Consider the following 14,567-nt stretch of genomic DNA (forward strand, 5'->3'; position numbering starts at 1 on the left):
CACAACGGTCGTTCGTTCGTTTGACCGTATTGCCCAAACTCGATTGGTGCTTGAGCGTTTTCTTAACAAATGAGGTATATCTTCCACACAGATACTGTTCATTAGTATTTTTCAAAACTGGCATACCCATATCCTGAATAGCGTCTACGATTTTTAAATGGCTTCTTAGAAGGATTTAACATTCAACACTTCATGGTTACAATCTGCTAGGCTTCTCGCATTTCTTACGGGATTACTGTGTCACAGAGCTTCAATCTTAGGTTTTCTCCACTAGCTGCCTGTCAGCTACTGAGACTTGCTTCTTACTGAGATAGGACTTTCACCGATTAGCAATTAACGGCTTGCTATCCACGCAAAACCAAAAAAAGATCCGTAGGTATATACCTACGGATCTTTCAAAATAATAATAGAAGATCTATTACTATTCTAGCCCTTCAACTGCTGTAATAGCAGCTTCTAAAGCATTAATAGCAGATTGAAGATTATTTGCAGCAGTTTCTAGCTGACCTTCTGTTGCTTCAGCGATATCTAAAGTATCTTCTGCAGCAGCAAGAGCAGTATCGTAAGCTTCAATAGCACTAACCAAAGCTGTATGCTCAGCTACATAATCATTTTCGTCAGCAGGTAAAAGTAATTCTGCACTAGCTTTTAAAGTAGAGTTATCTGCAATAAGATCCTCTAAAGCTTCTCTAGCTTCTTCTTCAGGAGTTGGACCTGGAGCAGGAGCTCCAAGATCATCTGCCACTAAAGCTCTAGTGTAGTTAAAGCTTGCTAATCTGTTTCCAGGATTAGCAGTATCAGTAATGTTTGTGCCGTTATAAGAGATACGAGTGTTAGTTGTGAAGTTGCTACCTCTTAGTACTACTACACTGTTATCACCATCTTTTAAACTTGCAGAAGTTAGTGATCCACCAGATACTGAGAATCCATTTCTTCCAGAATCAGCAAATGTTTCTGATTCTAATGCTTCTGTGAATTGGATTTCAATAATACCTGCAGACGCATCTACATAGACTTGTCTATCTACAACTGTAGGAGCAATTTTATCTACCACTGGCTCATTGCCTTCATTTGTAGTAGGTAGAGCAACATTAAAGATATTCTGAACTCTTGACCCATTTCCACCAGAAGCAATTGTATAATTTGCACCAGTAATATCTGCTTCGAAACGTGCATTTGAAGCAGTTGTTAATGTAGCTACTGTTTGACCATCAGAATTTGTAGATAAGGTAAGAGCAGCAGCCGGTTGACCGTTAATTGTAAATGCTCCTCTTTCTACAACTGGTAAGAACTGTTCAAAAGTAACTTGTAATTTATCTGTAGCAATTGCTTCTACAGAATCAACAGCTGGAACATATTGATTTTTTAGGATGAATCTAGATTTACTATATGTTTGACCTACTAGATTATTACCTGCAGTGTCTTCAACATTAGTTACTTGTAATCCAGAGAATCTTGTACCTCTAAGATCGTTCCATTGAGATTCAGTGAATACCAATCTTACAATTCTATTATCATTGTAGAAAGAAGCTGTTCCATTAAATGTAACTAAGTTATTTCCATCAACAAGTTTGTAGTTAGCTCTAGCAGTAGCAGTAGAGTTTACAGACTCATTGTAAACAACAAAGATTGTACGTGCAGTTTCATTAACAATAGGAGTTCCACTACTATCAGTAGTTGTTTCCCAAAGAACATCTACTACTTCAGGAGCTTGCTTATCACCAATTGTTAAAGTCTCAGTGTAAGTAGCAAGTTTGTTACCTGCTAATGTACGATCTTCAACATCAGTAATTCTAACTAGAACAGTTCTACCAGGTAGATCAGTTCCAAGGTTAACATCAAATGAGTTAGTGTTAGATACAGCAGTAACTACTTCGTTAACACCACTAATTCTTGAACCATCTGTGTTCAATACTTCAATGTTAGAAGCGTTGAAATGAACTGGCTTATTAAATGCTACACGTAATACTCTTTCAGAACGAACTGTAATATCAGTTACTTCTGGAGTTACTCTGTCAGCAGCAATTGTTAATTCAAATACTGTTTCTTCAAAATTATTACCCCAGTTATCTTTAACTTCGTTAGAATCGTGCTTTGCAGCAGCAACGAAAGTTACATTTCCTTCTGGTAAAGGTCTGCTTCCTGCTACTTCTTCTCCATCTTCATCAGACTCGTAGAAAGTAACATATACTGTGCTTACTTTATCAGTTGGTAAGATTGCTTGCTCGAACTTAGCATCTTTATAGATACCAACAGCTCTCCAAGTAGAGAAAGAATGATAGAAGTGGTTAGCAGTTAAACCACTTACTGGTTTGTTAAACTTAACGATAACATACTCTTGCTCAGCTTTAGTTACTGTAGCAACTGGAGCAGTTTCGTCTTTTTCATAAAGAAGTTCATACGTTGTTACAACGTTTCTATAATCAGCATAGTCAACGAAGTTTCTGATTGTTACATCATAAGTTCTACCGTCAACCATATCAGAGAATAGCTCAACAGAAATCGTACGAGTACCAAACCCTTCAAATCCTTGGCTAGCACCAATAGTTGAGTTTTCACTTCTAACTTCAACAGCTGAATTTTGAGCTTCTTCATTTCCTTTGATTGGCTCACTGAAAATGATGTCAAAGCTTCTAGGACCAGTTACTACTACTTCTTCAACTTCTGGTAGTTCACGGTCAAAAGCTGTGAATTCTACTTCAGTTGTTTCAATAGCAACATTAGAAGCAGATTGTACTCTTTCAACTGTAAGAGTATAAGTTTCTTGGTTATCAAAATGTCCATCTTGCTCTTTAACAGTTAAAACAACTACGTTTCCTTCTTCGCTAAGCGTAGCAGTTGTTTCTGTAGTTTCACCAGCTTCATTTTTAACTGTAAAGTTAGCATCAGCAATGCTACCTTCATGTAAATCTTGGTTGAAAGTAACAACTGCTTCTTTTAAGTTAGTAGCAGTTACACCAGTAACTTCTAAAGTTGGTTGAGCAGCTTGAAGAACTTCACGAGCTCTTTCAATATACTCTTCAGAACCTACCCAGAATCTGTGAGATAAAGCAGCTACATCTTGACGAAGAGCTCCTTGAGTTGGACCGAAAGTACCGTTAGGGAAACCATTAACTAGCTCGATTTCAGCAGCTAGTGCAACAGCTCCTCTAGCCCATGCAGCAACACTGCTAGCATCACTGAATGAAACTTCTAAATCAGACTCTTGTGCTTCTTCATATAATTCCATAGCGCGAGCAAAGAATACAGCTAACTCTTGACGAGAAACGTTCACGTTAGAACCGAATCTTGTTTCGCTTTGACCTTGAGTAATTTCAGCGTTTACTAGAGCTCCAACATAAGGCGCTGCCCAAGCAGGAACGTCTGTAAATACGCTAGCAGCTTCTGCATCTTCTTCAAGCTCTAATACTAAAGCAAGAATTTTTGCAACTTCTGCACGAGTAATTTCATTTCTTGGCTTGAAAGTACCATCAGTGTAACCATTGATGATTCCTGCCTCGATTAATGCTTCAATCTCTTCCTTAGCGTGTGAATTCTCGATATCGTTAACTGCTGCGAATGCAGGAGCAACCATCGTGAAAACTAAGGCGAAAATAAGTAAAGATACTAAACTTTTCTTCATAACCTTTGTTTCTCCTCCTCGAAAAACTTTGTGTGTGTTTGAAATATTACTTGAGCTCTATTCTCTCATATGTACGCACCCCTTCTCCTGAGTTGAGCTATAATATTTTATTAAATGTGTCTACAAACAACTTTCGTTTGTAGAAACTTGTCAACATTTCATTACCCTCGCAGAAATATTGTACTAAATAAGTATACAACCTCTCTAGCAAATCGTAAAGGGTAAATATGCCAATTCATAGTCTAACATAAATTCTATCATATTCCCATAGAATTGTTAAAGCATTTTTGTGAATTAGCTTTGTTTGTTGAGATAAATACTCTCACGTAGAATTAAACGTTCATCGGATCAAAAAGTTGCGTTACGCTTTAGCTTTTTTTCTAAAATTATTGTCGAACTTCAACATCTTTAGTTTATGTTCACTGTCATTATGTAAGCGGTATACAACTTCTTTATCACGAATATTAGTATACGACCTTACAGTTGCTGTGTCATCCTATAGATTTTACCAGATCATTTAAACTCTTTCTTAAATAATGTAGCTCCAAACTTTAGATACCCATAATTGCTCCAAATAACTCACTATACGAGATAAATAATTGTTCATTTTATAAACAAACCTGTACAATATAGGCAATGAAAAACATAGGGTTATCACCCATCAGACTATAGGTATGCAAAAGGAGAGCAGGTCATGCTTAAAAATTATGTGACAGTTAAAGGATACGGAGAAAAAGAAATAGTTATAGATAAATCAAGATTCATTGGTTATGTTCAACCCGCAGAGAATGAGGAGGACGCTCTAGCCTTTATTGAACAAATTAAGAAGAAGCATTGGGATGCCACTCATAATTGCTCAGCATACTTAATAGGGGAGCAGGATCAGTTTCAGAAAGCCAATGATGATGGTGAACCGAGTGGAACGGCAGGGAAGCCGATGTTAGAGGTGCTAAAGAAGCAAGGATTAAAGGATGTTGTTGTCGTTGTTACTAGATACTTCGGAGGAATTAAACTTGGCGCAGGCGGGCTTGTACGAGCTTATACACAGTCCACTGTACAGGGGTTAAAGGCTGCTCAGATTATTGAACGCTCTTTGCATCATTTAATTCATGTTACAATTGATTATACTCTTCTAGGAAGAATAGAGAATGAAGTGCGCGGAATTGACCAGTGGATTATTAAACATATTGATTACTTAGATAAGGTTACTCTACAGATTCTCGTTCCTGATGATCTTGTAGAATCGTTTAAAGAGAGAATGGTTGATTTAACAAGTGACCAATGTGAACTGGCATTTACAGGTGAGGATTATGTCGATCGTATTGTTGAATGAGATTACAACAAATAAATATTTATATAAAAATCTACGGGTCAGCCTTAAGAATAAATATTCTCAAGGCTGACCCGTATTTTACGTTCTCTTACTTTTCTTACAGACTAGGTATCTTTCTAGCTTTGTGCATGACCCTCATCATTATAGCAGCTGCTTCAGCACGAGTCAGGTTCATTTTTGGATCAAAGTAATAGGTCGCTCTTCTTTGATCAGGTTGCATCATATTAGGCTTACCTTCAATATAACCTGCTCTATTTACAGCTAGTACTGCTGGAATTGTGTAATCCCCAAAGTTATGAGTGTCAGTAAATGTTTTTTCAAGATTTTGTCTAGCACGATCTACATTTGTTTCTAGCTTCAAGTTGGCCGCTCTCGCAATCATAACAGCAGCATCTTCCCTTGTAATATTACTATTAGGCTGGAAGAAGCCTTGCAGGTTTCCACGAACGATACCTACCCTTGCCGCTGTCTCGATGTATTTATAAGCATATAGTCCATCATTATTAGAAGGGTTACTTCTAATTACATCCACAAATGTACCTGTACCTTCATAATCTAAAGGTATTTCGAATGCTTTAACAAGCAATGAAGCAAACTCACCTCTGGAAATGGATTCATTGGTCACAAATCTCGTGCTTTCCTTTGGTTTCATAATTCCTTTTGAGAACAGTGTATCTAAGAAATCTCTAGCCCAAGGATGTCCAATAATATCATCGTAGGAACGATCCATATACATGACTACATAATAACCAAACTCATGAACCGGCACGGTTATTGTATTGTTTCTTTGATTAACAACTCCACCAATATTGTTCCATTCAAATCGTGTGTCTCCTCTGTGATCCTCGTTAAACCCATAATGATACACAGTGACATATCTCCAAGCAGATTGAACAATGTTTGGATTGTAGGTTAGCGTCAGTTGACCTGGCTGAGACGGTACATAGAGATCACTTGCTTCGTTATCATGACGGTTAAAGAACTCATGCCCTCTTTCATAAGGATCAAGTCCACCTTGGAATGGCTGGTTTCTATTCGCAATTCCAGCATCTATCCAATACATTGGGCTAACTGGTCTGAACTTATCTGTAGGCTCTCTCAATCTATTATAAGCTACATCCCATCCACTCTCCGTTAGGAATTCAGAGCGCTCACCGGCTAGAGGATGTAAATATTTATTTACCCTGCCATCGAATGGATCAGCGATTCCCACTAAGATATTGTGATTAGGAGAAAGAGATTGATCAGGCTCTCTCGTATCTTTTTTATGGAGAATGGTTCCTCTTGGAAACCTTAAATCAAAGCCTCTGTCAAATGCTCTAATTCTTCCGTTTGAGATATTCTCCTTAAATTCAGCACCAATTACAGCTGTATCAGCATTCACTAGAGTAATGTTAGCTGTATCTTCTCTAGATCCTCGTACAACAGTGAAGGAGATGGTATTATTTCCTCTTCTCAAGCCTGTAGCTTCAAAAACAAATACTTCGCGCTCCCCATCTTGTAGCCTTATGGTTTGTGTTTCTGTAACCTCTAGGTTTCTACCGTAAATGATTTTATCTGCTCCTTCAGCCTCTACATAAAATCTACTGTAGTTCCCATTAACAGTACCTCTATTCGTAGTAGGGTTAATGAGTGGATAGTGAACCTGATAAGATAATGGCTCACGAACAACCTCTAACATTCTCGTACTGAACAAACCAGATCGATTTGTTACTGTTATCTCAACAATATACGTTCCGCTTCCCTCCATTTGAATTGGAAGAGAGGAGATACTACCACTTAAGTAATCTCCAGTTTGAGTAAAGTTTCTTGTCGCATTATCTAGGATAGCTCGGTTTGACTGATCGTCTACTCTATTGAAAGCATTTCCTTCCCAACGATAAACCTCAAAGAACTCATTATCTTCATGGGGATCATTAACAACTACTCTAACTTCTTCAGCGTTGGCAAAGCTTGTTTCAAAGTGAAATTCTTTCTGATTCGTGTGATATCTAGAGTCTTGTCCATCAGCACGAATAAATTTGCCATCCTCTATAAGATCAGGGTGAATATTTAATCGAGCTACATTGGGTACGTTATCTTCAAAATAAAGCAGCTCATATCTAAACGTTGCTACAGGAACTGCTGATCCCGTATTAAAGAACTCAATTTCCAATACATTTACCCCACCAATAAAGCTGCTTGCACTTACTGGTGTTGTAATCATACCTGTACCTATGTTTTTCGTTAGCTCACTATCATTAAACTTAACTCTAATATTTGACCATGCGTTTTGTGGAATATTTACTGGAACAAGCTCAAAGTTAGCGGGTAGATCCGCTAAACGGCTAAATACCTGCCCATTAAATACATTTTGCGCATAAACGTAAGGGGTAGGGTTAAAGTTAATTAAATAACTTTTAGAGCCTACATTATACTCCGTGGTTCCTGCTCCCCCTGCTCCCAAAGGTACGAAACGCAATGTACTTCTACCTTCGGGTAAACTATCTCGACCCAGACTAACAGTAAGTGTACCTGTTCCCATAACTTCAGCCACATGACCAGCTTGATGATTTGTATAAACACGTACACCTGTAGCATTCTGCCTAGTGTTTACAGTAAACTCTATTTCTTCGTTTGTTAGGTTAATTTCCGTACCATCAAATAATGGAGTTCCACTTTCTGCTAATTCAACACTTTCAATGTATGGATAATTGTTGTTAACATAATGATAGACAAAATTTTGTGTGTGAGCATCTGTTCCTGCATTCCCATTAATTAAGAATTGAACATCTAGAACCTGCCTAGATTGTCCCTCGTCAATAGGAAAGCCGTTAAGTGCCACGTTACGAATGATATAATGATCGTTTCTTTCTACTACTGTCCTAGGTACAGCAGTTCCTCCACCTACTGATACATCAACAGTCCCTGCTGCCAAGTTGTTGAGTTCAATATAGAAATCTTGAAGCTCTTGACCATTTAAAACAAATCGGATTTGATTATGAGCAAGTGCGCTTCCCGTTTTATTTACTTTTATATCAGTAGTTATATTGAGGTTATACGGTGCTGCTGCTCCACCTGTAAAGTTAGGCTGGGTATAAAGCATAACTTCACCTGTTGTAATATTTGGCCCTCCAGTAGCTCTTGTATTAAATAAGAAGGCACGTCCATTATTATAAACAAACTCTCTTTCTGTACGGTACGTTCTTGCGTTATTTCTTGCAACTATTTCAACAGAGTTATCCCCTGGTCTTAAGATAAGATTCGTATTGCGATCACCTGCCGAAAAGAAAAACTCGCCAGTTGTTGGGTTAAACAAACTAGATCTAAACCCTTCACTATTTCCAGTTGTATATGCTCTAACCTCTGTAGAGTTGGGAGCCGTACCACTTATCCAAACGGAGTTTTGTCCGCCTTGATTCGTTTCAGGTACAAATATTCCATTAGAAAACAACTGATCATTTATTCTCAATTCTTGGATTGAAGTAACATCCGTAAAGTTAACCCATGCCGGTACACTTCTAGGTCTACTTGGTGTATTTAGAACAACAGTAATTCTGTTAAGTCCCTCTGTTAACTCAACATTTTCAAATCGAACACGTTGATTTGAAAGCACCTGTGGGGGATTGTTTGTAAATTCCCTAACTGTCCCTGTATCCATGTTCTTCACTTCATAATACATATTAGAAATGTTATCACTTGAGATACTATTGTATTCTACCTCTACGCTAACCAGTCTTGATGTAACATTAGTTGGTGCGTTTCCTGAAGCAGATGCATGACTCCAATTTGGTCGCTCAACCCCATTTGTAACCGTACTAGGTGCTGTATTAAAATTCGTAACCTTCATAAATGCTGCATTTGCTTCTGCCTCATACGGAGGAATCAGTGTTATAAGCATTATGACAGCAAGCAAACCAGAAATGAGTTTCTTAAAGTGCCTCACCATAATCTCCCCTTTGTAGTTGTGTTCGTTAGACCTTATGAAACCTATCCATTATCCCAACGACAGTCTTCTACTCTATATATCGACAAATCGGCGAGCCACTTAAAGACTAAATCTTAAATTCTTCCATTTTTTTTGATAAAATTCATATAATTGCTCCACACGAAAAAAAGACCCTGCTACAATACAAGTAAAAAATAGCACAGTCCCCTTTTATCATAAAGCTACATCTTTGTGTTAATTATCATTAAAAAATGTACAAGTAAAAGCCTTAATATGAAAATCCAACTATCTCTCTTTTCTTTTCGCCTTACTCCGTTTCTTCCATATTATAAGTCCAATAATCGTTAAAGCTAAGCACCCACCAACAAAATCTAAAACAACATCTTGGAAAGCACCTGTACGGGAATCCATCTGAGCCTGATTCAACTCATCTATCGAAGCTACAATTATAACGGATAAAAGACTGATCAAAGCGATCCATCTAAACCTCGGTTTATTCGGGTAGGGAATAAAAGCAACACAGGCAAATGTAGCTAATAACCCGTACGCAAAGAGATGGGCTGATTTACGAAATATGAATTCGACGAAGCGGAACGGGTCTTCTTTGGATTCTATTTTAACCACTCCGTAGGACACACTTACGTCAGGTAAGGTTTCTCTAAGCTTATCTTCGGTAATGTAGTCCATGAGCCTAGGCTGTATGCTTTGCTGCTCAAACGATTGATTGGATACAGTCATAATAACGGCTATCCATAGGATAAAGGGTAGGATAAATAGGATGCGTTTTAATACAGTAATGGTGGTTCACTCCTTAAATGTAAATCTATTGCTTCTCTATATGATTGTCATGAGCTATCTATATAATTGGAACTCTACCTATTGAGAGTGAGGTTATGGTCATAGTTTTGGTCATAGTTACTAATGTTCATCTTCCCATCATATCCTTGCTTGGAACGATGGTCAATTTACATAAAATAAAGAGACCTACCCATGAGCTAAGCTGCACATCCAGATAGCTAGAGTAAGTCTAACTATTTGAAACTGCCTCAAGCCTAAAGTCATCGGGAAGGTCTACTTTTATAATAGCCCAAATTAATTAATTATCTGATCTAGTCTGGTTTAATAAGGCCATGCTCTAGTAAGCTATATATAATAGAAAGTTACTTATAAGCTTCATGGCCATTCAACAAAACTTATACAGGAATTCTCAAACGATCTACAGCAGGGCGACCAATGGAATGATACGTAAAGCCTTTTTCTAGCATCATCTCTAGGCTAAAGCAATTCCGTCCATCTATAATTAGTGGTACTTTGAGCTTTGATTTTGCCTGCTCTAAATCTAGCTGTAGAACCTCCTGCCACTCTGTTAGGATCAAGCACGCGTCACTACCCTCTAAGACTCCATACAAATCGGTAGAGTAAGCTATGTTTTGCTGTTGCTCCTGACTCAGCTTCATGCTGAACTCCTGCTGAGTTGCTGGAATGGCTATTGGATCGAAGGCTTTAACGTTTGCCCCTGCTTTGATTAACTCAGGAATTACAGTTAACGATGGTGCGTAACGGATATCGTCTGTGTTCGGTTTGAAGGCTAGGCCTAGAACAGCTATTGTTTTTCCATTCACGTCTCCCATGATTTCCTTAGCCTTATGAACGACAGCATATTTCTGTTGCTCATTCGTTTGAATCACCGATTGAACAAGCTTAAGGTCATAGCCTACCTCTTGAGCGATATGCACCAAGGCCTGCGTATCCTTAGGGAAGCAAGAGCCTCCATACCCAATACCTGCCTGTAGAAACTTAGACCCAATACGACTATCCATGCCCATTCCTTCTGCCACATGAGTCACATCTGCTCCAACTCGCTCGCAAATGTTTGCAATATCATTAATGAAGGAAATTTTTGTGGCTAAAAAGGCGTTTGCGGCGTATTTAATCATCTCAGCACTCTCTATATCTGTACGAAAGATCGTTGTGTGAAAAGGCTCGTGTAAATCAGCAATGATTTGACCCGCTTGGTCGTTATCTGCTCCTATTACCGCTCTTTCCATGTTCATGCAGTCCTCTAGAGCAGAGCCCTCTCTTAAGAACTCAGGATTAGAAACAACGTCAAAATCTACACAACTGTCCTGCACATGCTCCTTAATTATGCTCTTGACCAATTTGCCAGTGCCTACAGGAACGGTGCTTTTGTTGACGATGATTTTATAGCTGTTCAGCTGCTGTCCAATCGTCTTGGCTGCTGCTTTGACATAGGATAGATCCGCTTCGCCAGACTCAGACATCGGAGTCCCTACGGCCAAGTAGATAATTTCAGACTCTTGGATCGCTTTAGGGATATCTGACGTGAACGAAAGCCGCTTCTCTTGCTGGTTTTTCTTAACCATATCCTCCAGTCCTGGCTCATAAATAGGGATTTCTCCTTGCTGTAAACGCAGGATTTTTCCTTCATCAATATCACAGCAAATTACCTGATTGCCAATCTCGGCAAAACATGTACCTGACACTAAGCCCACATAACCTGTTCCGAGTACAGCTATTTTTTTCATGATGTGATCCTATCCTTTCATTACAAGCTGGCTTTCATAGACTTCCTTTAAGTAATCCAGAACATCATTTTTTAAATCAGCTCTCTGCAAGGCGAAGTCGATCGTGGCCTTGATAAAGCCGAATTTATCTCCAACATCATAGCGAATTCCTTCGAAGTTATACGCTAGAACCGCTTGGGCTTCATTGAGTCGTTTGATCGCATCTGTCAGTTGAATTTCTCCACCGGCGCCCGGCTCTTGATTTTCTAGGATATCAAAGATCTCTGGACGCAGAACGTATCGACCCATAATAGCAAAGTTTGAAGGAGCTTCCTCTAAAGCAGGCTTCTCCACTAAGGAGTTTACATGAATTACGTTCTCCTCGATCTGATTGCCCATCGGACTGACGATCCCGTATTTAGAGACATCAGCGTCTGGCACCTCCTGCACCCCTACGACGGAGCAGTTATATCGATTATGAATATCTATTAATTGCTTCAAGCAAGGCTTATTTTCCGATTGAACGATATCATCCCCTAATAACACAGCAAAGGATTCCTGACCGATGAACTTACGCGCACACCAGATCGCATGACCTAATCCGTTTGGCTCCTTTTGACGGATGTAATGAATGTTGGCTAGCTCTGAAATTTTACGAATTTCCTCTAACTGACCGAATTTCTTTTTGGCCTCTAATGTTTCCTCTAGCTCAAAGGATTTATCGAAATGATCCTCAATGGAGCGCTTATTCCGACCACTGACGATGATAATATCCTCAATGCCTGACTCCACCGCTTCCTCAATAATATATTGAATAGTAGGTTTGTCTACGATAGGGAGCATTTCCTTTGGCTGAGCCTTTGTCACAGGTAAAAAACGAGTTCCTAATCCAGCTGCTGGTATAATCGCTTTTTTCACATGCATGGGTATAAGCCTCCTTAGATTCTAGTTGGTTGATGATGATATTCCTTAAACCACTCAACAAATGTAGCCAAGCCTTGTGCTATAGATGTAGACGGCCTGAACTCGACCGCTTCCTCCAGCTCTGAAATATCGGCGTAGGTCGCCTCCACGTCACCAGGCTGAATCGGTAGTAATTCCATATTCGCCTTCTTGCCGATTAATTCCTCTAATGTTTGAATAAAGCTAAGTAATTCTACTGGCTGATTGTTTCCTATGTTGTACAGCTTATACGGAGCATAGCTTGAGCTTGGATCTGGATGCTCTCTGTCCCACTCCTTATTCGCTTGAGGGGGCTTGCCGATCAAACGTACGATTCCCTCCACAATGTCATCAATATACGTAAAATCGCGGCGCATTTTTCCATGATTAAATACTTTAATTGGGTCTCCAGAGACGATGCTTTTTGTAAAAAGGTAATACGCCATATCCGGCCTGCCCCATGGCCCATAGACCGTGAAGAAGCGAAGTCCAGTCGTTGGGATTTGGTAGAGGTGGCTATAGGAATGAGCCAGAAGCTCATTCGACTTTTTCGTTGCCGCATAAAGACTAACAGGATGATTGACCGGATCTTGTACGGAAAAAGGCATCTTCGTATTTGCCCCATAAACAGAGCTAGATGAGGCATAGATCAGATGCTCAACGTTCTGCTGGCGACAGCCCTCTAGTAAATTGGAGAAGCCTACTAAATTTGCATCAATATACGCTTTGGGGTTCTTCAAGCTGTATCGTACTCCTGCCTGTGCCGCAAGATTGATCACATGAGTGAAGGAATGAGCGTCAAACAGCATGTTCATGCGGGCATCATCCGCTAAATCAGCTTTCATGAATGTAAAGTTAGCATAGTCTAACAACTGATTTAGACGTTTTTCCTTCAGTAGCGGATCATAGTAGTCGTTCAAGTTGTCGATCCCGACCACCTGATACCCGTTAAGCAACAATCGCTTCGTTAAGTGCATCCCGATAAATCCTGCTACTCCTGTCACTAGTATTTTCATAAGCTAACCCTCTCCTGAGCGATTCCTTTAGCACTTGGCGCATTAGATACCGTTTCTTTGAATACCTCTAGCACTCGCTCTTGCTGCTCGGAAGTTAGATTTGAGCCTGAAGGTAAGCATAGCCCATCTCTAAACAGCTCCTCTGATACGCTTCGCCCTTCATGCCGATAGTAGCGGCAGCCTGTAAACAGTGGCTGAAGATGGAGCGGCTTCCACACAGGACGAGCTTCAATATTCTCTAGCCCTAGGGCATGAATGAGATCTAACCTTGTGACACCCAGTTCAGCTTTATCTAGCGTTAAGGCCGTTAGCCAACGATTAGAATAGCTCTCCTGTAGCTCAGGCATAAATACAATGCCCGCCCACGATCTTAATTCCTCTTCATAGCGTTGAAATACGTTCCTTCTAGCTTGGACACGGTCATCTAACACTCTTAACTGACCTCGACCAATTCCAGCTAGGATATTACTCAATCGATAGTTATAGCCAAGCGTCTGATGCTGATAATAGATTTCCGGTTCCCTCGCCTGTGTAGCCAAGAACTTAGCTCGCTGAATCGCTTCTTTATTGTCCGAAACGAGCATCCCCCCACCTGACGTGGTAATGATTTTATTTCCATTAAAGGAGAATACACCAAATTGACCAAAGGTTCCCGTTTGATTTCCCTGATACGTAGAACCTAGTGATTCTGCGGCATCCTCTACTATAGGGATACCATACTGCTGACATAAGGGACGAATACGACTGTAATCTGCGCTTTGACCATAGAGATTGACTACGACTAGCGCTTTAGGAAGCTTGTTCTCTCGCTTCGCTTCTATGAGTGCCTCCTCTAGCGCCACTGGTGACATGTTCCATGAGTCTGGCTCGGAATCAATAAAGACAGGTTCAGCCCCTTGATATAGAATCGGGTTTGCACTAGCTACAAAGGTTAATGAGGAACAGAAGACTACGTCACCTTTTGTGACACCTAATAGCTCTAAAGCCAAGTGAATCGCAGCCGTTCCTGAACTAACTGCTGCCGCATGACCACTCCCCACGTAAGCCGCAAGCTCTTCCTCGAAAGCATCCACATTTGGACCAAGAGGAGCTATCCAATTGGAGGTGAACGCTGCTTGTACAAATAGCTGTTCCTCCTCTCCTAGATGAGGAGATGAGAGATAAATTCGTTCCTTCACTGCCTGCTTCATAGTATCCTCCC

General features: G+C 40.0%; 8 protein-coding genes. 1 reads left to right on the forward strand and 7 read right to left on the reverse strand.

Annotated features, from left to right (window positions below; translation table 11 throughout):
- Positions 1–421: 421 nt before the first annotated feature.
- Positions 422–3,622: an S-layer homology domain-containing protein gene (locus J2S11_RS11055; RefSeq protein WP_307394510.1), complete on the reverse strand. Its 3,201-nt coding sequence runs from the start codon at positions 3,620–3,622 to the stop codon at positions 422–424.
- Positions 3,623–4,316: 694 nt separating this feature from the next.
- Between J2S11_RS11055 and J2S11_RS11060 the strand changes: the two genes are divergently transcribed.
- Complete coding sequence (locus J2S11_RS11060) at positions 4,317–4,955, forward strand: YigZ family protein (RefSeq protein WP_307394511.1); 639 nt, start codon at positions 4,317–4,319, stop codon at positions 4,953–4,955.
- 97 nt (positions 4,956–5,052) lie between these two features.
- Here the strand turns inward: J2S11_RS11060 and J2S11_RS11065 are convergent, their stop codons facing one another.
- The 6 genes from J2S11_RS11065 to J2S11_RS11090 form a co-directional block, all read right to left on the reverse strand.
- Positions 5,053–8,880 (reverse strand): S-layer homology domain-containing protein, encoded by a 3,828-nt coding sequence (locus J2S11_RS11065; RefSeq protein ID WP_307394513.1) that lies wholly within the window; start codon positions 8,878–8,880, stop codon positions 5,053–5,055.
- A gap of 288 nt (positions 8,881–9,168) precedes the next feature.
- The gene (locus J2S11_RS11070) at positions 9,169–9,681 is read right to left on the reverse strand and encodes a VanZ family protein (RefSeq protein WP_307394704.1); all 513 of its coding nucleotides are present in this window, start codon (positions 9,679–9,681) and stop codon (positions 9,169–9,171) included.
- A 395-nt stretch (positions 9,682–10,076) separates the two neighbouring features.
- Entirely contained in the window at positions 10,077–11,429 is a 1,353-nt protein-coding gene (tuaD, locus tag J2S11_RS11075) for a UDP-glucose 6-dehydrogenase TuaD (protein ID WP_307394515.1), read from the reverse strand.
- A gap of 9 nt (positions 11,430–11,438) precedes the next feature.
- Positions 11,439–12,332 (reverse strand): UTP--glucose-1-phosphate uridylyltransferase GalU, encoded by an 894-nt coding sequence (gene galU, locus J2S11_RS11080; protein ID WP_307394517.1) that lies wholly within the window; start codon positions 12,330–12,332, stop codon positions 11,439–11,441.
- A gap of 14 nt (positions 12,333–12,346) precedes the next feature.
- Positions 12,347–13,366 carry an NAD-dependent epimerase gene (locus J2S11_RS11085; RefSeq protein ID WP_307394519.1) on the reverse strand — a complete coding sequence of 340 codons (1,020 nt, stop codon included), beginning with the start codon at positions 13,364–13,366 and terminating at the stop codon, positions 12,347–12,349.
- Complete coding sequence (locus J2S11_RS11090; RefSeq protein ID WP_307394521.1) at positions 13,363–14,556, reverse strand: DegT/DnrJ/EryC1/StrS family aminotransferase; 1,194 nt, start codon at positions 14,554–14,556, stop codon at positions 13,363–13,365. Before J2S11_RS11090 ends, J2S11_RS11085 begins: the two co-directional genes overlap by 4 nt.
- Positions 14,557–14,567 lie beyond the last annotated feature (11 nt).

The sequence above is a fragment of the Bacillus horti genome, from assembly GCF_030813115.1.
Classification (GTDB): Bacteria; Bacillota; Bacilli; order Caldalkalibacillales; family JCM-10596; genus Bacillus_CH; species Bacillus_CH horti.

Bases quoted from the DNA above. Each gene is read 5' to 3' on its own strand.
- J2S11_RS11090 (WP_307394521.1), bottom strand. From the start codon at position 14,556: ATGAAGCAGGCAGTGAAGGAACGAATTTATCTCTCATCTCCTCATCTA.
- J2S11_RS11055 (WP_307394510.1), bottom strand. From the start codon at position 3,622: ATGAAGAAAAGTTTAGTATCTTTACTTATTTTCGCCTTAGTTTTCACG.
- J2S11_RS11060 (WP_307394511.1), top strand. From the start codon at position 4,317: ATGCTTAAAAATTATGTGACAGTTAAAGGATACGGAGAAAAAGAAATA.
- tuaD (WP_307394515.1), bottom strand. From the start codon at position 11,429: ATGAAAAAAATAGCTGTACTCGGAACAGGTTATGTGGGCTTAGTGTCA.
- J2S11_RS11085 (WP_307394519.1), bottom strand. From the start codon at position 13,366: ATGAAAATACTAGTGACAGGAGTAGCAGGATTTATCGGGATGCACTTA.
- galU (WP_307394517.1), bottom strand. From the start codon at position 12,332: ATGCATGTGAAAAAAGCGATTATACCAGCAGCTGGATTAGGAACTCGT.